General features: G+C 48.6%; 17 protein-coding genes. 8 read left to right on the top strand and 9 right to left on the bottom strand.

The genetic code is table 11. From position 1 onward, the window contains the following. Positions 1-37: 37 nt before the first annotated feature. Together BGO59_RS04950 and BGO59_RS04945 are read right to left on the bottom strand one after the other, a co-directional pair. Positions 38-1189 carry a sigma-54 dependent transcriptional regulator gene (locus BGO59_RS04950; protein ID WP_080054873.1) on the bottom strand — a complete coding sequence of 384 codons (1152 nt, stop codon included), beginning with the start codon at positions 1187-1189 and terminating at the stop codon, positions 38-40. 148 nt (positions 1190-1337) lie between these two features. After that, positions 1338-4610, bottom strand: coding sequence for a glycoside hydrolase family 2 TIM barrel-domain containing protein (locus tag BGO59_RS04945; RefSeq protein ID WP_293681478.1), 3273 nt, complete (start codon positions 4608-4610; stop codon positions 1338-1340). 140 nt (positions 4611-4750) lie between these two features. Here BGO59_RS04945 and BGO59_RS04940 point away from each other — a divergent pair, with 140 nt between their 5' ends. Further along, positions 4751-5698 (top strand): alpha/beta hydrolase family protein, encoded by a 948-nt coding sequence (locus BGO59_RS04940; protein ID WP_293681658.1) that lies wholly within the window; start codon positions 4751-4753, stop codon positions 5696-5698. 69 nt (positions 5699-5767) lie between these two features. On the opposite strand, the gene BGO59_RS04935 is transcribed toward BGO59_RS04940, so the two are convergent. Beyond that, the gene (locus BGO59_RS04935; protein WP_293681476.1) at positions 5768-6307 is read right to left on the bottom strand and encodes a DUF2911 domain-containing protein; all 540 of its coding nucleotides are present in this window, start codon (positions 6305-6307) and stop codon (positions 5768-5770) included. An 82-nt stretch (positions 6308-6389) separates the two neighbouring features. Here BGO59_RS04935 and BGO59_RS04930 point away from each other — a divergent pair, with 82 nt between their 5' ends. Further along, entirely contained in the window at positions 6390-6878 is a 489-nt protein-coding gene (locus BGO59_RS04930; RefSeq protein ID WP_293681474.1) for a hypothetical protein, read from the top strand. A 132-nt stretch (positions 6879-7010) separates the two neighbouring features. On the opposite strand, the gene uvrB is transcribed toward BGO59_RS04930, so the two are convergent. Further along, positions 7011-9032, bottom strand: a complete 2022-nt coding sequence (uvrB, locus tag BGO59_RS04925) for an excinuclease ABC subunit UvrB (RefSeq protein WP_293681471.1) — start codon at positions 9030-9032, stop codon at positions 7011-7013. 196 nt (positions 9033-9228) lie between these two features. On the opposite strand from uvrB, the gene BGO59_RS04920 reads away from it, so the two are divergent. Beyond that, the gene (locus BGO59_RS04920) at positions 9229-9762 is read left to right on the top strand and encodes a DUF4234 domain-containing protein (protein WP_293681468.1); all 534 of its coding nucleotides are present in this window, start codon (positions 9229-9231) and stop codon (positions 9760-9762) included. A gap of 33 nt (positions 9763-9795) precedes the next feature. Continuing rightward, positions 9796-10377 carry a GNAT family N-acetyltransferase gene (locus BGO59_RS04915; RefSeq protein ID WP_293681465.1) on the top strand — a complete coding sequence of 194 codons (582 nt, stop codon included), beginning with the start codon at positions 9796-9798 and terminating at the stop codon, positions 10375-10377. Positions 10378-10441: 64 nt separating this feature from the next. On the opposite strand, the gene BGO59_RS04910 is transcribed toward BGO59_RS04915, so the two are convergent. After that, positions 10442-11215 carry an SDR family NAD(P)-dependent oxidoreductase gene (locus BGO59_RS04910; protein ID WP_293681462.1) on the bottom strand — a complete coding sequence of 258 codons (774 nt, stop codon included), beginning with the start codon at positions 11213-11215 and terminating at the stop codon, positions 10442-10444. Between the two features lie 98 nt (positions 11216-11313). Further along, positions 11314-12972, bottom strand: coding sequence for a UxaA family hydrolase (locus BGO59_RS04905; protein ID WP_293681459.1), 1659 nt, complete (start codon positions 12970-12972; stop codon positions 11314-11316). 175 nt (positions 12973-13147) lie between these two features. Here BGO59_RS04905 and BGO59_RS04900 point away from each other — a divergent pair, with 175 nt between their 5' ends. From BGO59_RS04900 to BGO59_RS04885, 4 genes are all read left to right on the top strand, one after another. Beyond that, the gene (locus tag BGO59_RS04900) at positions 13148-14350 is read left to right on the top strand and encodes a hypothetical protein (RefSeq protein WP_365981609.1); all 1203 of its coding nucleotides are present in this window, start codon (positions 13148-13150) and stop codon (positions 14348-14350) included. A 22-nt stretch (positions 14351-14372) separates the two neighbouring features. Next, entirely contained in the window at positions 14373-16064 is a 1692-nt protein-coding gene (gene ade, locus BGO59_RS04895) for an adenine deaminase (RefSeq protein WP_293681456.1), read from the top strand. An 88-nt stretch (positions 16065-16152) separates the two neighbouring features. After that, on the top strand, positions 16153-16752 hold the full coding sequence (locus BGO59_RS04890; RefSeq protein WP_293681454.1) for a sigma-70 family RNA polymerase sigma factor: 600 nt from the start codon (positions 16153-16155) through the stop codon (positions 16750-16752). A gap of 103 nt (positions 16753-16855) precedes the next feature. Further along, entirely contained in the window at positions 16856-18127 is a 1272-nt protein-coding gene (locus tag BGO59_RS04885) for a replication-associated recombination protein A (RefSeq protein ID WP_293681451.1), read from the top strand. 71 nt (positions 18128-18198) lie between these two features. Here the strand turns inward: BGO59_RS04885 and BGO59_RS04880 are convergent, their stop codons facing one another. The 3 genes from BGO59_RS04880 to proB all read right to left on the bottom strand — a co-directional run bounded on the left by BGO59_RS04880 (position 18199) and on the right by proB (position 21255). Beyond that, positions 18199-18759 (bottom strand): OmpH family outer membrane protein, encoded by a 561-nt coding sequence (locus BGO59_RS04880; RefSeq protein ID WP_293681448.1) that lies wholly within the window; start codon positions 18757-18759, stop codon positions 18199-18201. 105 nt (positions 18760-18864) lie between these two features. Further along, positions 18865-20115, bottom strand: coding sequence for a glutamate-5-semialdehyde dehydrogenase (locus BGO59_RS04875; protein ID WP_293681445.1), 1251 nt, complete (start codon positions 20113-20115; stop codon positions 18865-18867). A 105-nt stretch (positions 20116-20220) separates the two neighbouring features. Further along, positions 20221-21255, bottom strand: coding sequence for a glutamate 5-kinase (proB, locus tag BGO59_RS04870; RefSeq protein ID WP_293681442.1), 1035 nt, complete (start codon positions 21253-21255; stop codon positions 20221-20223). Positions 21256-21267: the final 12 nt, after the last annotated feature.

Below are 21267 nucleotides of genomic sequence, written 5' to 3'. Positions count from 1 at the left end.
TACCTATTCAATCATTCAAAAGTCAATCATTCAATCATTAAGCATATAACTTCACATCCTCAAGCGTGATGGTGTCGCCACACATGATAACGAGCCGTTCGATGACATTGCGCAACTCACGAACGTTACCTGTCCAGGGGAGCGACTGTAGATACGTCATCGCATCGGGGGTCAGCTCTTTGGGAGGGGCACCATACTCGTTGCCGATGTCGTGCAGGAATTTGTCGGCCAGTAACGGAATATCGACTTTACGTTCTGCCAGGGGCGGTACATGAATCATGATGACGCTCAGGCGGTGGAATAAGTCTTCGCGGAAGTTGCCGTTGACAATTTCCTGCCGAAGGTCTTTGTTCGTAGCCGCAATGACCCGAACGTTGACTTTAATTTCCTTGTCGCCCCCAACACGGGTAATTTTATTTTCCTGCAATGCCCGGAGCACTTTCGCCTGCGCCGACAGACTCATATCACCAATCTCGTCGAGGAATAGTGTTCCACCATCGGCCTGTTCAAACTTACCAACGCGCCGTGCCGAAGCACCGGTAAACGCACCTTTTTCGTGACCGAACAATTCACTTTCAATGAGTTCGCTTGGGATGGCCGCGCAGTTAACCTCAACGAGCGGCTGATTGGCCCGGCTGCCCTTTTCGTGAATCTGCTTGGCAACCATCTCCTTACCAGAACCGTTGGCGCCTGTTACCAGCACCCGAGCTTCGGTAGCTGCTACCCGGTTGATGGTATCCTTTACCTTTTTGATCGGTTCTGACTCCCCAACAATTTCGTTCAGTTTGTAGATCCGCTTTTTGAGGGTCTTGGTTTCCTGCACCAGTTTGGCCCGTTCGATGGCATTACGAACGGTAATGAGCAGGCGGTTCAAATCGGGTGGTTTGGTAATAAAATCAAAGGCTCCGCGCTTGGTGGCTTCAACAGCATTTTCAACATTGCCGAAGGCCGACACCATGACAACCTGGGTGCTCTTTTCAGCCTCGCTTACTTTGGCCAGCACTTCCAGACCATTCAGCTTTGGCATTTTGATGTCGCATAAGGCTACATCATAACTGCCATTCAGAATCATGTCCAGTCCTTCTTCTCCGTCTTTTGCTTCGTCTACTTCGTAGCCTTCGTACTCTAAGATATCGCGTAGCGCTGCCCGAATCGGTTTTTCGTCATCCACGATAATCAGTTTGGCCATATAACTAGGGTAAGTTTAAACGATGGATCAGTATAGGCCCGAAAATAGGTGATTTTATATCGGCATTTGATATACCCACGACTAAATTTGATAAAATCCCTTTCTTTTTTCATAAACCTGGTGCTAATTATATCCGTCGGTACAGTTATTAACGGGGAAGGTCTAAATGAACGACCTCGGCTATATTGGTTCGTAAATCGATTGGCCGCATCCGAAAGGAGTAGGTATAAGGCTTTGTTGCCGGGAGTTGGTATTCAGAATGCAGACGTGGTGACCAGCTATCATCGCCACCCAGGCCCATCTGAGCCATATCAACATTTACGACGGTCGCGTTACCGCGTTCTACCTCCTGGGCGTCGGGTTGCTTGGCTTTCAGAAGCGCATCGTCGGTGTAGTCGCGCACATTGACAGTCAGCAATGAGTTGAGGGCTGGGTCACTGATGATAACCAGACTCTGGTTCAGGTCGTTGGTAAGTTGTGCCCAGCGAACATCCGTTTTGTTACCATTTTCCTGCGCCATCGTGTAGGGAAAAAACTGATCGGCCACTTTGCTGGTATAATGTCCCACTTTAGCGGCATCTTTTCGGTCAGCGTAACTTTCAAATGGCCCACGGCCATACCAACTCAGTGTATTGAACGTAGCGGGTAATTGAAATTGTAGCCCCACCCGAGCCAGCGGAGGCAATGAGCCAGCAGGAGTGTAGGTGGTGGTAACCTGCACATCGCCCGTGCCATAAACCACATACTCGGTCTGCTGGGTAATGCTGCCTCCCTTGCCTGACCACTCGTTGGTGCAGCTAATCCGAACCAGTTGCGGTCGGGTTTCAACCTTGAAATCGACCGGACGAAATTGGGCCGTATCCAGACCGGCTTTGCGCCACCGAGCTGCAAATGACTGACTGCCTCCGCCTTCATCATTATCGGTCGGTACACGCCAGAAACTCGGCTTAAGTCCTTTATCGAGCATATTCTTGCCTTTATAAAACCATTGCTGTAGGGTCCCGGTCGTTTTATCGAATACGATGGCAAAATCTTTCCCCCGAACAGTGGCTGTGGTAGGGGTTTGGGCCAGTTTTACGGCCGGAATACGATTCATGCCGATCACGGGCACCGTAGGCGACTCCATTTTAATGGGAAACTGACCTGATGCGACCTCATGGTTGGCTGGCGACCAACTGGTGGCCTGTTTCTGACGGATACTCACATTCAGGAAATATTCACCAGCCTGAGCGGCCTGTTCGGCCATGGCAGATGCTGACGGCCGGGCGTTTCCGTCGATCGATCGCGAATCAACAAGGGCATTCAGCCGGACGGGTAAGGTTAAAACCTGTGTTTGTCCGGGTTTTGCGACCAGATTTGTTTCGGCTCCGCGCTGTACGACATCCCCATTACGAAGAAGTTCCCACTCCAATCGAAACGGTTCGAGTGACTGAAAGTCGTAGGTATTCCGAACGTTTATTTTAACGGGTTGGCCAGCCGCCAGTGGCGTTGGGGTTGCAAGCTTAACGTATTGGTAAACTAATTTTACTTCATTGGTTTCGGGTTGTGGTATACGGTCGGGGTTCACCAGGCCGTCGCAGGCATTTGCTCCGTCGATGTAGTTGATATGATCGGTGAATTCTTTACCTGCCTTATTTTTAATCCGAAGACCCTGGTCAACCCAGTCCCAGATAAAAGCCCCTTGTAGACGCGGGTATTTGTCGATGGCTGCCCAGTAGTCTTTCAAATTACCAACGCTGTTGCCCATAGCATGGGCATATTCGCAGACGATGACGGGACGAGACGGGTCTTTTTCCATCAGTTTTATCATGTCGTCGACGGAAGGATACATCGTCGAAATGATGTCGAAGCTGGTGAGTGAGGTATTGGTATAGGGCTGACGACCTTCATAATGGATAGGGCGTGTGGGGTCGATCAATTTCATGATATCAGCCATGTCCTTGAAGTTCTGTCCCATACCCGTTTCGTTGCCCAATGACCAGATCACAATGCAGGGATGGTTTTTGTCGCGTTCAACCATCGCTCGGCCCCGAGCTACGAAGGCATCCCGCCATTCAGGCTTTGCGGCTGGAGTTTGCCCTTTACCCCATAAATCATGACTTTCAATGTTAGCTTCATCAATCACATACAAGCCATATTCGTCGCACAGGTCGTACCAGTCGGTAACGTTGGGATAGTGCGATGTTCGTACGGCGTTGATATTCAGTTGCTTCATCAAAGTAATGTCCCGAATCATAGATTCCCGGCTGATTACCCGGCCTGTATTGGGATCAAATTCGTGTCGATTGACGCCTTTGTACGTAACGGGCTTACCATTGAGCAGCAACTGTCCGTCGGTTAGGGACATTTCCCGAAACCCAACTCGCTGGCTAACGACTTCGGTAGGTTGCCCATCAGACTCAATTAACTGAACAGTAAGTGTGTATAGTGAGGGCGATTCGGCACTCCACAAAGCAGGGGCCTTTATATCTTTCCGTAGCCGGAACAGACTTTCCTGCCCGGTATCGGTTGCGTTTTCGGAGTTAATCGTTTCGGTGAAAACGGGTGCTTTTTTGGGGTCGTACAGGGTAACTCGTAAACGATAAGGCGCTTGCGCAGCTAAACCCGATAGATTCCGAACTGACGCGTTAATTTTAAGGACGGCGTCACGATACTGGTCGTCCAGATCAGTCACCACAGCCAGATCGCGGAGGTATGTTTTGGGCGTCGATACCAGGAATACATCCCGGAAAATTCCAGAAAGTCGCCAGAAGTCCTGATCTTCCAGGTAGCTTCCATCCGACCAGTTAATGACTTCAACGGCCAGCAGGTTTTCGCCGACTTTTAGTTTATCAGAAATCAGAAACTCGGCTGGTGTCATACCATCTTCGTGATAGCCTACAGGCTGACCATTCAGATACACCCGACAGGTCGATTGTACTCCTGCAAAATGCAGAAATATGGCTCGATCCTGAAAATTGGCCGGTGCCGTGAACCGGAGTCGATACAGTCCAACAGCATTTGTATCGGCTGTGATGCGCGGAGGAGTGGCCGGAAAGGGGTGTTTGATATTGGTGAAGATAGGTCGGTCGTACGGGCGTCCTTCGCGTGCGCCAACAACCTGCCAGTTTGACGGGACCGGCATATTGTCCCAGGTTTGATCGCTGGTAGCGGGTGAATAGAAATTGGCAGGTATCAGGTTAGGATGTTTCACCCATCGAAATTTCCAGTTTCCGTTCAGCAGCGTAATGTTTGGAGAGGTTCGCCAGTTAGTTGCGTTGAGTACCTGCTGCTCGGAAGCAAATGGGATCAACGTAGCGTGAGGTTTCTCGGTTTGCTGGCTGATCACTTGTGGGTCTTCCCAGTCGGGTAGGGTTTGAGCCTGGGTAGTATACGATAATAAAGTTGTTAAAAAGAGGAAGGAAATTAAGCGTTTGGGCATCGTAGACACGTTTAATGGATGACACAAGCGAAGAGATCGGCCTGGATACAATTGACAAAGAAACGGTCAATTTGTGGCTCCAGGGCGACGACTGGAAAAATTCGCATAAATTTAACCTCCTTTCATCGCCTTTTACACTAATGCCGATTCGTAGTTTTATACTCTGTGCTGTTCTGGCTTTTTTAACGCTTACAACGCTGGCTCAATCGCGTCGACGGGCCCAGTTAACAAACGCACAATCGACAGGACCTGTTCCTGTTTTGCCGGCACCACAGGCCCGATTGCTGGAGAGTATGCGCTTTAATAGTTCACTATTGAATCAGGCTGTCAAGTTCTCCATTTATCTACCTCCCGATTATTATACGTCGAACCGACGCTATCCGGTGTTATACCTGTTGCATGGGTATGGTGATGACGAAACCAGCTGGATTCAGTTTGGCGAAGCGGATCGAATTGCCGACGAAGGACTTAAGACCGGTGATTTTCCGCCCATGATTATTGTCATGCCGAATGCGGGAGCAACCTTTTATGTGAATGATTATCAGAATAAAATTCGCTACGAAGATATGTTTGTGCAGGAGTTGATCCCACATATCGACTCGATGTTCCGAACGCGTACTCAGCAGGAGTTTAGGGCGGTAGCAGGCTTATCGATGGGGGGCTTTGGGGCATTGATGCTGGCCATGCACCATCCCGATTTATTTGTTGCCTGCGCAGCCTTGAGTGCGGGCGTTCGTACCGACGAAGCCTTTGCCAGTATTCCCGACGAACGGTACAATACTGTTTTTGCTCCCGTGTTTAGTGGACCCGTAAAAGGGGAGGAGCGACTCACGTTGACCTGGAAACGAAACAGCCCGATTACACTGGCGCGTTCGGCCCCTGAAGCTGACCTCAAGAAAGTACGTTGGTATATCGATTGCGGGGATGACGATGCCCTAACCGTTGGCAATGCCATGTTGCATCTGGCTTTGCTGGAGCGAAAAATTCCGCACGAATACCGAGCCCGCGATGGAGCGCATACCTGGTTGTACTGGCGAACCGGCCTGCCCGATGCCCTGAAATTTATCGGAGAGAGCTTTCATCGATAATGAATAATTTAAAATGAACAATGGAGAATGACCGCGAATTGAAAGTCATTCTCCATTGTTCATTTTAAATTATTCATTATTTCCTCTCTTCTGAATCGGCACGACCGCTTCGGTTTGATCCCAGGCCAGAATCATATCGGTGCCATTCGCTGATGGGGAGAAACTAATGTAGAATTGTTCGGCCATTGGGCTATGTTTACGGGAGATGATCGGTACGCGTAGAACGTCTTTAGTTTGATCGTAATTAGTACCCCACTGACCGGTTTCACTGTTGAAAATGGCAATCCAGCCATCCTGCGACGGAATTGTCCAAAGAGAATATTCCCCTTTATCGAGGGGCTGCCCGGCTGCAATGACATTCTGATCGAACTCGATTACAGTTGCTTCATTGGCTCCCGTTCGCCATACTTTTCCATAAGGTACCAGACCTCCGAAAATTTTACGCCCTTTTTTATAAGGCTGGCAATAATCCACCTTGATTTTCAGCCCTCCCTGATTCACCTCTGCAATCGCTTCGGGGCTGGCCGATTTTGTCCAGCTACGTAACGAAAAAAGGCCCACCAGGACAACGGCGGCAATAACGCCAAGAATAATCAGGATACGTTTCATGAGTAGTTTTAGGTTTTGATTTCCAGATTGCTAAGGTAGAAAGATTTTGTAACTTTCGGGCTTTATTCGTTGCTCTCGCTTCATGTCTGATACCCGTAACTACCGACTTGTTTACCCCGACTCCCGTACAAACGAAATTGAGCCTTCGGGCGGCTACGTAGAAGTACACCGAACGCACAATTCTGAAGAGGCCGAGCGTAATATTGAAACTGCTATTCTACTAGCAAAGTTAGGCTATCAGGTCCGTCTTTTGTTGATTGATAATACTCCTCATGTCAAAAACCCGGATGCCTTTTTGGTAAAGGAGCAAATTACGATTGAATTCAAACACAATCAGCAGCCAACCACATCTGCCATTGAAAAGGAAATCAGATATGCTCATCGCCAGGCTGACTATGTATTAATTCATATTCAAAGCAATATTCGCAGAAACGACTTGATTAAAGCAATTAAAAACCGCCTTAAACTGAGTATTGGGGTACGTGAATTATGGATAATTTGGAAGGGTGAATTAATTCGACTAAAACGAAAAGACGTTTTTGATGGTACTATTAGCCATAAAATACAATGAGGTAATGCTATCCGGCCGGTCGCATTACCTCAAGGAATGGCCGAGGATCTCTCCCCAACCGTTACAAAAATAATCAATTGTTTTCCGTTTTGCAAAGAATTGTTATAAAGGCGAAAGCAATTGAGTTGGTTATCAGGCAGTTTTTTGTTTCAGTTTATCGCGTAACTGGAACAGTTCGTCGCGTAGACGGGCGGCTTCAAGGAAGTCGAGGTCTTTGGCGGCTCGCTCCATTTTTGACTGCGTTTCAGTAATCATTTTTTCCAGGTCGCCCTTACCCATGTACTGTACGATGGGGTCGGCGGCAATCCGAATTTCTTCCGGCTCTACATAGAAATGCTTGACCTTCGAGTCGGCAACTTTGGTTTGGCCCATAATCGCTTCCCGTGATTTCAGTACGGTAGTTGGCACAATGTTATTGTCGGCATTGTATTCCATCTGGATGGCCCGGCGACGGTTGGTTTCGTCGATGGCTTTCTGCATGGAACCCGTAATGGTATCGGCATACATAATCACCTTGCCATTCGCATTTCGGGCGGCACGACCGATGGTTTGAATCAGTGATCGGATGTCGCGCAGGAAGCCTTCTTTATCAGCATCCATGATCGCCACCAGCGAAACTTCAGGCAGGTCGAGACCTTCGCGGAGGAGGTTGACCCCAACCAGTACATCGAAGTTGCCCAGTCGTAAATCACGCAGAATTTCGACCCGGTCCAGGGTCTTTACTTCGGAGTGAATATACCGGGTTTTGATACCAACACGGTCCAGATATTTCGTCAGCTCTTCGGCCATCCGTTTCGTTAACGTCGTTACCAGTACACGCTCATTTCGTTTGACCCGACTGTCTATGGATTCGAGCAGGTCGTCGATTTGATTCAGACTTGGACGGACTTCGATTTCGGGGTCGAGTAGTCCAGTTGGGCGGATAAGTTGTTCGACCACAACGCCTTCGCTTCGACGAAGTTCGTAATCGGAGGGGGTGGCCGACACAAAAATCGTTTGTCCCGACAAGTCCTCGAATTCCTGAAAGGTTAGTGGGCGATTATCCAATGCCGATGGAAGCCGGAAACCGTAATCGACCAGCGCGGTTTTACGGGAGCGGTCGCCACCCCACATGGCCCGAATTTGCGGAATCGTTACGTGACTTTCGTCGATAACAAGCAGGTAATCATCCGGGAAATAGTCGAGCAGGCAGAACGGGCGCTGACCGGGTTTTCGTCGGTCGAAATAGCGGGAGTAGTTTTCGATACCGGAGCAATAGCCGAGTTCGCGCATCATTTCCAGATCGAACTCGGTTCGTTCGCGAATTCGGGTAGCCTCCTGCTCACGAAAATCCGATTCGAAGTAGCGAATCTGAGCAACCAGATCGTCCTGTATTTCGTGGATAGCCCCTTTCAGCGTATCGCCACTCGTTACAAACAGATTGGCTGGAAAGATGGTCACCATACTCTCCGAAGAAAGCTTTTTACCCGTCGATGGGTCGATTCGCTGAATCGTTTCGATCTCGTCGCCGAAGAAAATCACCCGATAGGCAAAATCGGCGTAGGCGACATACAGATCGACGGTATCGCCTTTGACACGAAAATTTCCTCGCTGAAATTCGGCTTCGGTTCGGCTATAGAGGATACTAACCAACTGATGCAGAAACTGATTGCGGCTCATCCGTTCGCCAACGCCAATCCGAACCACGTTGTTTTTAAATTCCTCCGGGTTGCCCATACCATAAATGCAGGATACTGAGGCTACCACAATCACATCGCGCCGACCGCTCATCAGAGCCGAAGTGGCTGCCAATCGAAGCTTGTCGATTTCTTCATTAATAGCCAGATCTTTCTCGATGTACGTGTTTGTGGTGGCTATATAGGCTTCGGGCTGGTAGTAGTCGTAATACGAGATGAAGTACTCGACCGCATTTTCGGGGAAAAACTGCTTGAATTCGCCATATAGCTGGGCCGCCAGGGTTTTGTTATGGCTCAGAACGAGCGTTGGCCGATTGGTTTGGGCAATAACATTGGCTACAGAAAAGGTTTTACCGGATCCAGTGACCCCAAGCAAAACCTGAGAAGGTTCACCCTCATTGATGCCTTTGACAAGTTGACTGATCGCCTTTGGCTGATCGCCGGTAGGCTGGAATTCTGAGGTTAATTTAAAGCTCATCAGCGTCGTTTAGAATCTGGCTAATTTACGAAGATTTTGCCCTTTTTCCAAGGCGAGTTTGAAACAAACCCGGGCTATAATGGAGCAATAATGCCTGTAAACGCAACGCTTTTCAACGTAATTAGTTGCTGAAAATTTTCAGGTTGGTCAATTGGTTGCTGATCAACTATATTGCCAGCTCATTCACCCCATTCGCATGGAAAACAACTACAACGATATAGAAACGGTACCTTATATAAAAAGCCAGCCCGTCTGGGCTTTTTGTTTGCTATCCTTTTTTACGTTTGGCATCTACACAATCTATTGGTTTTACAAAAACTGGGCTTTTTTCAGAGATGTATATAACTGGGATATCTATCCATTCTGGCGAGCCATTTTCAATATATTCTTCGTACATACTTTATTAGAACACGTCAATGATGTGGCTGTCGAAAAAGGGCATCCGGGGATTCGTAGCAATGGATACGCTACTGGGTTTGTCGTATTAGCAGTGGCCCAACGAATTCTGGATAGAATGTCGCCGGACAGTCTGGCGTTGATGGCGCTATTTATACCTCCTTTCCTGTTTTTAGTTCCGAGTGTAAAACAGCTCAACTACATTTATCGACAGGCATATCCGAATAAGTATAACCCTGCATTGGGGCCAGGTGAATTTCTCATAGTAATAGGAGGAGGAATCGTTATGGTACTGGCCATTGCTGGCCTTTTGATGGGAGAGAATCCATCGTAACAATAGAGATTACGTTATCGGCTAGTTGTATTTATGGAAGCATTTTCACCCGAAACCATTCAACTTTCACCGGACGAATCAATTATCATTCGTCTATTGGATTCAACGGATGCGCCTAAACTGACGGCCTATTTTAAGGGATTATCGGCTGAAACCCGAAGTTACTTTGCCCCTCATTCGTTTGTTGAGGAAACGGTACGGCATATCTGCAAGACATTGAATCCAGCTGAAATCGTGCGTCTGATTGCGACATCGGCCGATAACCAGACCATCATTGCCTACGTTTTGTTACTGGCGGGGGCCACACCTTCCGATGCTGCCCGCTATCAGGCGTTGGAAATACCTATCAACGTCGAGACCGATTTTTCGATAGCGCCTTCCATCGCTGATGCGTATCAGAGCCGTGGTTTGGGGAGCCACCTCATGAAAAAGGCCCTGACAATAGCCAGGGCCATGCATAAAGAACGGATTGTTCTGTGGGGTGGAGTACAGGCCCGAAACATCCGTGCCCATCGGTATTACCAGAAATATGGATTTATCGAGGTAGGGCAGTTCGAAAATGACGTACTCAACTTCGATATGTGCCTGACGCTTTCAGAAATGAATAATGTATAATGGTTAATGGATGATTCCTGCCAGTTAGATTATTGTACATTTTTCATTATCCATTGCTCATTCTTTAGTTGTTCAGCCGGGTAAAGCCACCATCTAGTGGGTAATCGCAGCCAGTAATGAAACCTGCTTCGTCGGAACAGAGGTAAAGAGCCAGCGCTCCCACTTCTTCAGGTTCGGCCATACGGCCAATAGGCTGCGTTTTCGATAGCTTTTCAAACATTTCGGCTTCGCGACCGGGATAGGTTCGGGCGATGAAACCATCCACAAAGGGTGTATGAACCCGTGCAGGCGAAATACAGTTGCAGCGGATGTTATCCTTCAAATAATCTTTAGCGACTGATAGGGTCATGGTTAGCACCGCTCCTTTGCTCATCGAATACGCAAAGCGGTCAGGAATCCCAAGCGTAGCCGCTATCGAAGCCATATTGAGCAACACGCCCCCTCCCGCTTTTTTCATGTGCGGAATGGTCGCAAAAAGGCAGTTGTAAACCCCTTTGGTATTGATCCGAAAAATGCGGTCGAAATCGGCTTCGGTTGTGGTTTCGACGGTTCCGATATGCGATACCCCAGCGTTGTTCACTAGAATATGAATCGTTCCCTGTTCGGCAATCTTATTGATTACCTCGACCGTCTGGCTTTGATTCGAGACATCGACCGCATGACTGGTGGCCAACCCGCCATCCTGACGAATTTCGGAAGCTGCCTGTTCAGCCTGATCGGCGTTTAAGTCAAGAATATGGACAGATGCACCGGCCTGCGCAAATGTTTTGGAAATGGCCAGCCCAATGCCACTGGCTCCCCCTGTGATGAGGGCGGTTTTGTTTTTGAGAGAAAACATAGGTTAAAGGGTGAATGAGTGAAAGAGCGAAAGAGTGGCTGACGCGAACACCATCCGGTAGGTTCACACTTTCACTCATTCACTCTTTCGCTCTTTAATTAAAGTGAAACCCCCCGCTTCCAGGGAATGAAATCATCTTGTCCCAGTCGTTCGGCCTGGGTTGTTTCTTCGCCCGATGCGAGCCGGATGATGTACTCCAGCATAGCGTCGGCATTCTGCTCAATGGTTTGTTCGCCATCAATGATCGGACCGCTATCGAAGTCAATCACATCAGGCATCCGGTTTTTAAGAGTCGTATTGGTCGATACCTTTACCACCGGACAGATTGGGTTACCAGTCGGAGTGCCTAGTCCGGTCGTAAAGACAATAACATTGGTGCCCGAACCGGCCATACCTGTTGTGGCTTCCACATCGTTGCCGGGGGTACAAAGCAAATTCAGTCCGGGGGTTGTGGCGGGTTCGGCATAGTCGAGTACATCGGCTACAGGCGAAGTACCTCCTTTCTTGGCGGCTCCTGCCGATTTAATGGCATCGGTAATGAGTCCGTCTTTGATATTTCCCGGTGATGGGTTCATATCGAAACCAGAACCTACCGCTTCAGCCTGGGCCGAATAGGTACTCATCAGGTCGATGAATTTCTGGGCTTTCGTCGTGTCGTCAGTGCGATTTATAAGCTCCTGTTCCACACCGTTCAGTTCGGGGAATTCGGCCAGTACGGTTTTTCCACCCAGCGTTACCAAAATATCGGACAGTTGCCCTAATACCGGATTGGCCGATATACCCGAAAAACCATCCGAACCACCGCATTTCAGACCAACAGTCAGCTTGCTAAGTGGTGCGGGCTGACGCTCAATCTTATTGACTTCAATCAGGCCCAGGAACGTCTCTTTAATAGCCTGTGACATCAGCGTGTATTCGGTGCCGGCCTGTTGCTCGAACAGGAGCAGGGGTTTGTCGAACTTCGGATTTTGCCGTTTAATTTCCGCCGAAATCATGTCGACCTGTAAGTGCTGACAGCCTAAGCTCAGAACCGTTGCTCCGGCTACGTTTGGGTTGTTGATAAACCCGGCCAGTAGTGAGCCCAGGTAAGCTGAATCCTGGCGTGTACCGCCACAGCCCATTTCGTGTGTCAGAAATTTGATGCCATCAACGTTTTTAAACGGCCGTTTGGCGACTTGCTGATGCACATAAGCGGGCTCAACGAAGGGCTGCATTTTTTTGACAACATCCAGTTCGCCCGCTTTATAGAGACTGATTAATTCATGAACCTGTTCCCGGTAGATTTCGGGTTGCGCATACCCCAGCTCACGCTCAAACGCATCTTTCAGGATAAGCACGTTCCGGTTTTCGCAAAAGACGAGGGGCACCACGAGCCAGTAGTTACGCGTACCCACGCTGCCATCGGCCCGATGGTAGCCCATAAAGGTACGGTTCTGCCAGGGCGATACATCAGGTGCCTGCCACGAATAGGGCTGCTTTTTGTCGAGACCGTACCGGTCGGCATCGTGCTTCAGATTGAAGGTCGTGATCGGTTCGCCCCGTCGGATGGGTTGGGTTGCTTTGCCAACCAGCACGCCATACATCGTAATCGGGTCGCCGGGTTGTCGGTCTTCGGTCACAAATTTGTGTTTCGCTCCAACGGTGTAGGGTAGCTCATAAATCTCGTTGTCAAACTCAATTTGTTCGCCAGCGGATAGGTTGCGTAGGGCGACAATAACATTATCGGCAGGGTGAACTTTTAATACTCGGGCAGCCATTTAGCAATCTGGTTTAAACGTATTGTCGGGAGTAGTCAGACTTGGCCACTCCTGACAGCTTAATAAAGAGACGTATTGGCCCGAAATATACCACCTCTGAAAAAACTTTACTCTATGCTGTTGCGAATATGAGTGCCAATGCGGAGTTTGGCCGAAGAATTCCTTACCCTTTCCTATGCCCCAACTCACGCCCGACAAACAGGCTGGCTTTCTGGCTGGCCGATTGATGTCTATGGACGCTTATCGAGGTTTTGTGATGACCTTGATGGCGGCCGAAATTTTAAAGTTCCATCACCTTCACGACGCTTTTCCCGATAGTACCTTCTGGGCGTTTCTGACCTTTCATCAAAGCCATGTGGCTTGGGCGGGTTGTTCACTGCACGACATGATTCAGCCGTCGTTTTCGTTTTTGGTCGGTGTTGCGCTTCCGTATTCGATTGCCAGTCGGGTGAAGCAGGGCGAATCGTTTGGCGTTCAGTTCGGGCACGCGGTCCGGCGTTCGCTGATTTTGATTTTGCTGGGTATCTTTCTTCGTTCCACCCATGCTGAGCAGACGTACTTCACCTTTGAAGATACCCTTACCCAAATTGGTCTTGGTTATCCGATCCTGTTCTTATTGGGCAATACCACAGCCCGAACCGGCTGGATTGCTTTTAGCGCTATTCTGATCGGCTACTGGCTGGCGTTTGTATTGTATCCGTTGCCCGTAGGTTTAGACTATACAGCCGTTGGCGTTCCGGCAGACTGGCCGAATCATTACACAGGGTTGATGGCCCATTTTAATAAGAATAGTAATCTGGCCTGGGCGTTTGATACGTGGTTCCTGAATTTATTTCCCCGGGAAAAGCCATTTCTGTTCAACGGGGGCGGGTATGCAACACTTAGCTTTATTCCTACACTTGGTACTATGTTGCTTGGCTTACAGGCAGGGCGCTGGTTACGGTCCGGTCTGACAAACCGGGAAATAGTAAAGCGGTTGGCTATTGCTGGCGCTGTAAGCCTCGTGTCTGGATTACTGCTCCAGTGGGCTGGTATCTGCCCGATTGTGAAACGAATCTGGACACCCGCCTGGGTGCTGTTCAGTGGCGGTTTGTGCTTTTGGTTTCTGGCGGCTTTTTATGGAATCATTGACGTAAAAGGCTGGCGAAAGTGGGCTTTCCCGCTAGTCGTTGTTGGTATGAACTCCATTGCGATCTACTGTTTGGTCGAATTAATCAGTCATTTTATCGTCACGTCGTTATATACTCATCTGGGGCATCGACTATTCCAGGTGTTTGGTGAACCGTATGAACAATTGCTTGTTGGACTGGCCACGCTGGGGATTTTTTACCTGATTCTCCGATGGATGTACAATCGGAAATTATTTATCCGTATTTGATCACTCCTCACTTTTCTTATTTATGCTTACTGCCAACATCCTGAATCTGTTCGACCAAACGATTTTCTACGGTACGATCACCTTTGAGAATAATCGCATTCGTGAAATTAATAAACTTGGTCCTGAGCGTTCGGATGCTCCTTATATATTACCTGGTTTCGTCGATGCTCATGTGCATGTCGAGAGTTCGTTGCTTACCCCACCACAATTTGCCCGGCTGGCGGTTGTGCATGGTACGGTAGCTACAGTTTCGGACCCGCACGAGATCGGCAATGTGCTGGGCGTGGCTGGGGTACAGTATATGATTGAGGAAGCCCGGCGGGTACCTTTTAAGTTTATGTTTGGTGCTCCGTCCTGTGTACCGGCCACTACGTTCGAAACCGCTGGGGCCACCATTGGGGTTAAGGATGTTCGCAACTTATTGGCATTGAAAGAAATCGGTTATCTGGCCGAAATGATGAACTTTCCGGGTGTGCTGCATCGGGACCCGGAGGTAATGGCAAAAATTGCGCTTGCCCAGGCATTCAACAAGCCTGTAGATGGACATGCACCCGGTTTGATGGGCGATGAGGCTCAACAGTATATTGATGCAGGAATTACGACCGACCACGAATGCTTTACCTATGAAGAGGGCCTGGATAAAGCAAAGCGGGGCATGTATATCCTGATTCGGGAGGGGAGTGCGGCTCGAAACTTCGACGCGCTAATACCGCTTCTGGCTCAGTTCCCAGAACAGATTATGTTCTGCTCCGACGATAAACACCCCGATACACTGGCCGTAGGGCACATTAATCAGCTGGTTATGCGGGCGTTGGCAAAAGGTCATTCGATTTGGAACGTGCTTCGGGCTGCCTGCCTGAATCCTGTATTGCATTATCGGTTGCCCGTGGGCTTACTACGCGAGGGCGATCCGGCCGATTATATTGTGGTAGATAATCTGCATTCTTTCCATGTGCAGAGAACAGTCATTAACGGAGAAGCCGTAGCTGAAAATGGTCAGTCGAACATTCAGGATTTGCAAAGTGAGCATGTCAATCAATTTAACTGCTCCCCTAAAAAGGCCGACGAGTTTGTGGTGATACCCTCGTCCCCAGTCATACAACAGGCCGAGGGAGCGAGGGCAATACGTGTGATTGAGGCACTTGATGGGCAGCTAATCACCAATGAGCTTCATTTGGCCCCTAAACTGGATGGCGACCAGATTGTACCGGATGTGGAGCGTGATGTGTTAAAAGTAGTAGTTGTTAATCGGTATCAGGATGAGCCACCAGCTGTTGCGTTCATTAAAAACTTTGGTTTGAAGCATGGAGCGATTGCTTCATCTGTCGGGCATGATTCGCATAATATTACCGCCGTCGGTTGCGACGATGAGAGCATTTGTAAAGCGGTCAATCTGGTTATTGAGGCCAAAGGCGGCTTATCCGCTGTGAGTAATTGGCAGGCAGTTGATGGTAAAAATGACGAGGAATTATTGCTACCACTACCTGTAGCTGGGTTGATGAGTGACTCCGATGGGTATGCTATAGCCGATCAGTACACGTTGTTAGACCAGTATGCCAAGCACGAACTGGGTAGTACGCTAGCTGCACCATTTATGACTTTATCATTTATGGCACTTTTAGTTATCCCTAATTTGAAATTGAGTAATAAAGGGTTATTTGATGGAAAAAAATTCTCTTTTGTGTCACTAGAAACTGAAAATCAGAGATTATAAAATTTTTTTACAAGTATTTTTTTAATTCTATTTTTTATGGGTAAGTTTACACACCTCAAGGCTATTCCTAACCTTTATTCCCTCTATCATGGCCCGCTCTCGTACCCAAAATGGCCCCGACGACGAAACCTTATGGAATCTGTTTCGCGGTGGTGATGAAAACGCGTTTGCCCGATTATACCAAAATTATGTTCAAACCCTTTACCATTACTGCGTCCATTTTGCCACCGACCGGGCGTTAATTAAAGATTGCATCCACGATTTGTTTGTTGAACTCTGGAAACACCGCAGTACCATCGGCCCAACCACATCGGTACGGTTCTATCTGATGGCTTCCATCAAGCGTAAACTGGTTCGCCACCTCACTGCCGAACAAAAATTAGTAAGTCAGGATGATATGATTAACGGACGCCGTGTGGGCGATACGCTGCCCGGTTCCGACCCTTCTTACGAGAATATGCTGATTCACCACGAAGAAGATATGTTCATCAACGATTGCCTGCATCAGGCACTTGAAAAACTTCCTCGTCGTCAGCGCGAAGCCGTTCATCTTCGTTATTTTCAGAATATGAGCAACGAAGAAATTTCGGCGCTCATGCAAATCAATATCCAGTCTGTTTACAATTTAATTTTTGGTGCCATGAGCAACCTCAAGCGGTATGTCACGCTTGAAAATGTGTCGCTCTGACGCTGACTATTCCGAAACTCTTTCCTAAACCCCGATAACCGAAACCTGGTTGTCGGGGTTTGTTTTGTTAGTGCGTAGCGTGGACTTTAAGTACCTTCGTTAAATGAATACAGACTCAACTCCTTTGCCTGAGCGAGTGCGTCCACGTACACTCGACGACGTAATTGGTCAGCGAAAACTAATTGGCCCATCCGGCGCATTACGTCGGGCTATTAACGCCGGTCGGTTGCCTTCCATGATTTTGTGGGGCCCACCGGGCGTTGGAAAAACGACACTGGCTTTATTACTGGCCGAAGCGGTTAAACGACCCTTTATTGCCTTAAGTGCCATTAATTCAGGCGTTAAGGAAATCCGTGACGTATTGAGTCGGCCTAGCGGGATGTTTCCGCCCGTAGTGTTTATCGACGAAATTCATCGATTCAACAAAAGCCAGCAGGATGCTTTGCTGGGGGCTGTCGAGAAAGGGCAAATTACCCTTATTGGAGCCACGACCGAAAATCCATCCTTTGAAGTGAACGGCGCTTTACTGTCGCGTTGCCAGGTTTATATTCTGGAAGCACTTAGCCGGGATGAACTCATTCAGGTAGTGGATCGGGCCATTGCGCAGGACATTTTTTTACGATCGAAAAATATTCAGGTTGAGTCATACGATGCCTTATTGCGTCTGTCGGGTGGTGATGGGCGTAAACTCCTGAATTTGCTTGAACTGGTTGTTTCGGCACATGTCTCTTCTGACCAATTAGTGATTACAGATGAAGGCGTAACGACTGTTGCCCAGCAGAACATTGCCCGGTACGACAAATCGGGCGAGCAGCATTACGATATTATTTCGGCGTTTATAAAATCGTTGCGGGGTTCCGATCCTAATGCGGCCTTGTACTGGATGGCCCGGATGATTGTGGCCGGTGAAGATCCTGTTTTTATCGCTCGTCGGATGTTGATTATGGCATCGGAAGATATTGGCAATGCAAATCCAACGGCTATGATTATGGCTTCCGAAGCGGTTCAGGCTATTCGCGCTATCGGCATGCCCGAAGGACGAATTATACTGTCGCAGGTGGCGGTGTATCTGGCGACGTCACCTAAGAGTAATGCCAGTTATGTGGCTATTGATGATGCCATTGCCCTGGCGGAACAAACGGCTCATCTGCCTGTGCCAATCCATCTGCGTAATGCCCCGACGAAACTGATGAAGCAGATCGGTTATGGGAAAGAGTACCAGTACGCGCACGCCTACGAAGGCAATTTTGTTCCGTTAAACTTCCTGCCGGATGAACTAAAAGGCCACAAGCTATACGAACCTGGCCAGAATGCCCGCGAAGCTGAAATCCGCCGGAGCCTGCAAAAATGGTGGGGAGACTGGTATGGATATTAGGCATACTACATAATGAAAATGCCCACGCAGTTGACGTTCGTGGGCATTTTCATTATGTAGGACCAAAACACTTATTTCTTTTTAGGGGGCGTTGCCGCCTTAGGGGCTGTTGGTACCGAAGAGGGTGTATTAGCCGGTTTGTCAGTATTCTGGCCTGGTGTAATGCCCATTTTTTTGAGGACCAGATCGGTGATGTTCAGTTCTTCGGCGGCATAGAGTACATCTGAATTAGACGTTACATTGATGATATAATGGTAGCCATTCTGTAAAGCGACCGTGTCAATCGCTTGCTGAATTTTGGTCAGAATAGGCTTCATCAATTGGCCATATTTGGCTTGTAAAGACTCCTGGGCTGTTTGACTAAACTGCTGAATGCGTGTTTGAAGTGTTTGCAGTTCGGTTTCCCGATCTTTTCGAATGACATCGGTCATCTGGGCAACACCCGACTGATAGGCCGAATATTTAGTCTGAAATTCGGTTTGCATCCGCTTTAGCTCATTCTCAGCCTGGGCTTGCTGTATATTCAGCTGATTGGTAACTTCTTTGGCCTCAGGCGATTGCGATACAACATAGTCAATACGCGTAAAGCCGACTTTTAATGATTGGGCCTGAGCACCTAAACTTGTTAGCATTAGCAGGCTAAAAAGGACTTGAAATAGCGTTGATTTTGGTTTACTCATAGGAGGTGTTTGGTACAAGTATAGAATTTACTGCTGCAATTGTAATCAGGTTGTAGCTTACCAGCGAACCTGACCGTCACCCACAACAATCCATTTTTCGGTGACTAATTTTTCCAGGGCAAATGGGCCACGGGCATGAAGTTTCTGCGTCGAAATACCGATCTCAGCCCCTAGTCCAAACACACCGCCATCCGTAAAGCGGGTGGATGCATTCGCGTACACTGCAGCCGCATCGACCTCGCGCAGAAACTGGTCAATTAGTGCCTGGTTTTGGGATAGGATAGCCTCTGAGTGCCGCGACGAGTACGCTTGTATATGGGAGAGGGCTTCTTCCAGACCATTTACAACTTTAACGGCGCATTTATAATCCAGAAACTCACGGCCAAAATCTTCGGGCTGGGCATGTTGCAGATTCGTATACCCTGCTTTCTCGAAAATGGCGTAGGCTGTATCATCCGCAAATACTTCAACGTTCCATTTGATGAAATCGTCTGTCAGCATTGGCAGAAAACGCTCGGCAATTTGGTCATCAACCAGCACACAGTCGAGCGAGTTGCAGACCGATGGACGCGAAACACGGGCATTTACGACAATAGCGACTGCTTTATCGAGGTCGGCCGATGCTTCGACGTAGGCATGACAGACACCTGCCCCCGTTTCGATGGTAGGGACCAGCGAATTTTTCCGAACAAACTGAATCAGCGAATCCGATCCACGCGGAATGATGATGTCTACGTACCGGGTAGCGGTGAGCAATTCATTGACAACGGCCCGATCGGGTGGGAGCAGCGTGACAGCGGCTTTCGGTACACCGAATTCCACCAATACACCCTGAATCAGACCAACCAGATAGCGGTTCGAGAAATCGGCTTCTTTGCCGCCTTTCAGCACGCACGCATTTCCTGAGCGCAGACATAGCGACGCTACATCAACTGTTACGTTCGGGCGAGCTTCATATATGACACCGACGACACCAAGTGGGACGGCAATCTTTTTCAGTTGCAGACCTTGCTCAATAGTACGTTCCAGAATGACTTCACCAGCCGGATCGGGTAATACGGCCACCTCACGCAGGCTTTTCGACAAGTCGGTAATTCGGGCCTCGGTCAACTTCAGTCGGTCATATTTCGGATCTGTAGCCGACATTCGGTCAAGATCTTTCTGATTTTCAACAACGATCTGAGCCGTATGAGCGGCCAGTACATCGGCCAGCCGATTCAGTAAAGTGGTTTTCTGGTCAGGGCTCAACCGGCGAACAGCGGCTGCCGCTTGTTGCGCTGACTGAAGTAAAGGTGTAATTGGGGTCATTAGCGAAAAGGAAATAAAGGAAGGAATACATAAAAGGAGGAACAAGCTGCCTATAAGGAATTCGTATTCCCCAAGCCTTCCTAACTTTCTAGCCCTTCTGTCTTTTTACAAAAGTACAATATCATTGGCATTCGCTACTTCAACGTTTTGCTGATTAAGCTGTTGCGCTAACGTTTCTGATGAAATTCGGGTTCGGGCAACGGCTACTGTTTCCTGGTTCTCATCTAAAATTTCAACCATTTCGCCCGTGGCAAATTCGCCGGGAATAGCCCGGACACCTACCGCCAACAAACTCCGCCGTTGTTTTAACGCCCGTACAGCTCCGGCATCCACCTGAATCTGTCCGACGGCCAAACTTCCGCTTCCGAGCCAACGATTTCGTGCTGAAAGTGTATTCGCTTGTGGAACAAACTCGGTGCCGGTTTCGCCCCGTAGGGCTCGGCCCAGACTATCCGGCTCGTTCATGCCGAAAATAACGACCCTGATGCCCATGCGAGTGGCTAGTTTGGCAAAGGTCAATTTGGAGGCCATACCCCCTAATCCCAATGATGACTTATCGGTTCGAACAACACTAAAGACCTGCTCATCGAAGGCCGTGACCTTCCGAATAATCTGACCATTATTATCGAGTAGACCGCCTACCGATGTGCAGAGCATAAGCACTTTGGCCCCAAAGCCAGCGGCAATCAGCGTTGCCAGTTCATCGTTGTCCGAAAATTTCAGTTCCCGATTGCTCACTACATCGTTTTCGTTGGCAATCGGAATCAGTTCATTGGCCCACAGTTCTTCGTAGGTTTGTTTTAACTGAAGAAATTGATCACGGTTAGCAAAGTGGTGGCGCTCGCAAAGGCTTTGGGCGATGGAAATACCGTAGATAGCAAAAAAACGAGAGTATTGGTTGAGTAATAATAAATTCCCTATAGCAGCTGCGGCTTTTCGCTGGATAATATCACCTTTATAATCATGAATCAGGGCTTTTCCGGCCCCTACGGCCCCAGATGATACCAGCACAATTCGATAATGCGGATGCAAAGCGGCTACCTGTCGGGCAATGTCAACCATGACCGGCTCATTAGGCTCGCCAGTTGGTTTGGTAATGGATGCAGTACCGAATTTAAGGACAAGAACGGGTTTCGACATGCGGCAAAGATA

The sequence above is a fragment of the Spirosoma sp. 48-14 genome (assembly GCF_001898575.1).
Classification (GTDB): domain Bacteria; phylum Bacteroidota; class Bacteroidia; order Cytophagales; family Spirosomataceae; genus Spirosoma.
Note: the sequence above shows the minus strand (reverse complement) of the source record. Positions and strands in the feature narration are given on the sequence as shown.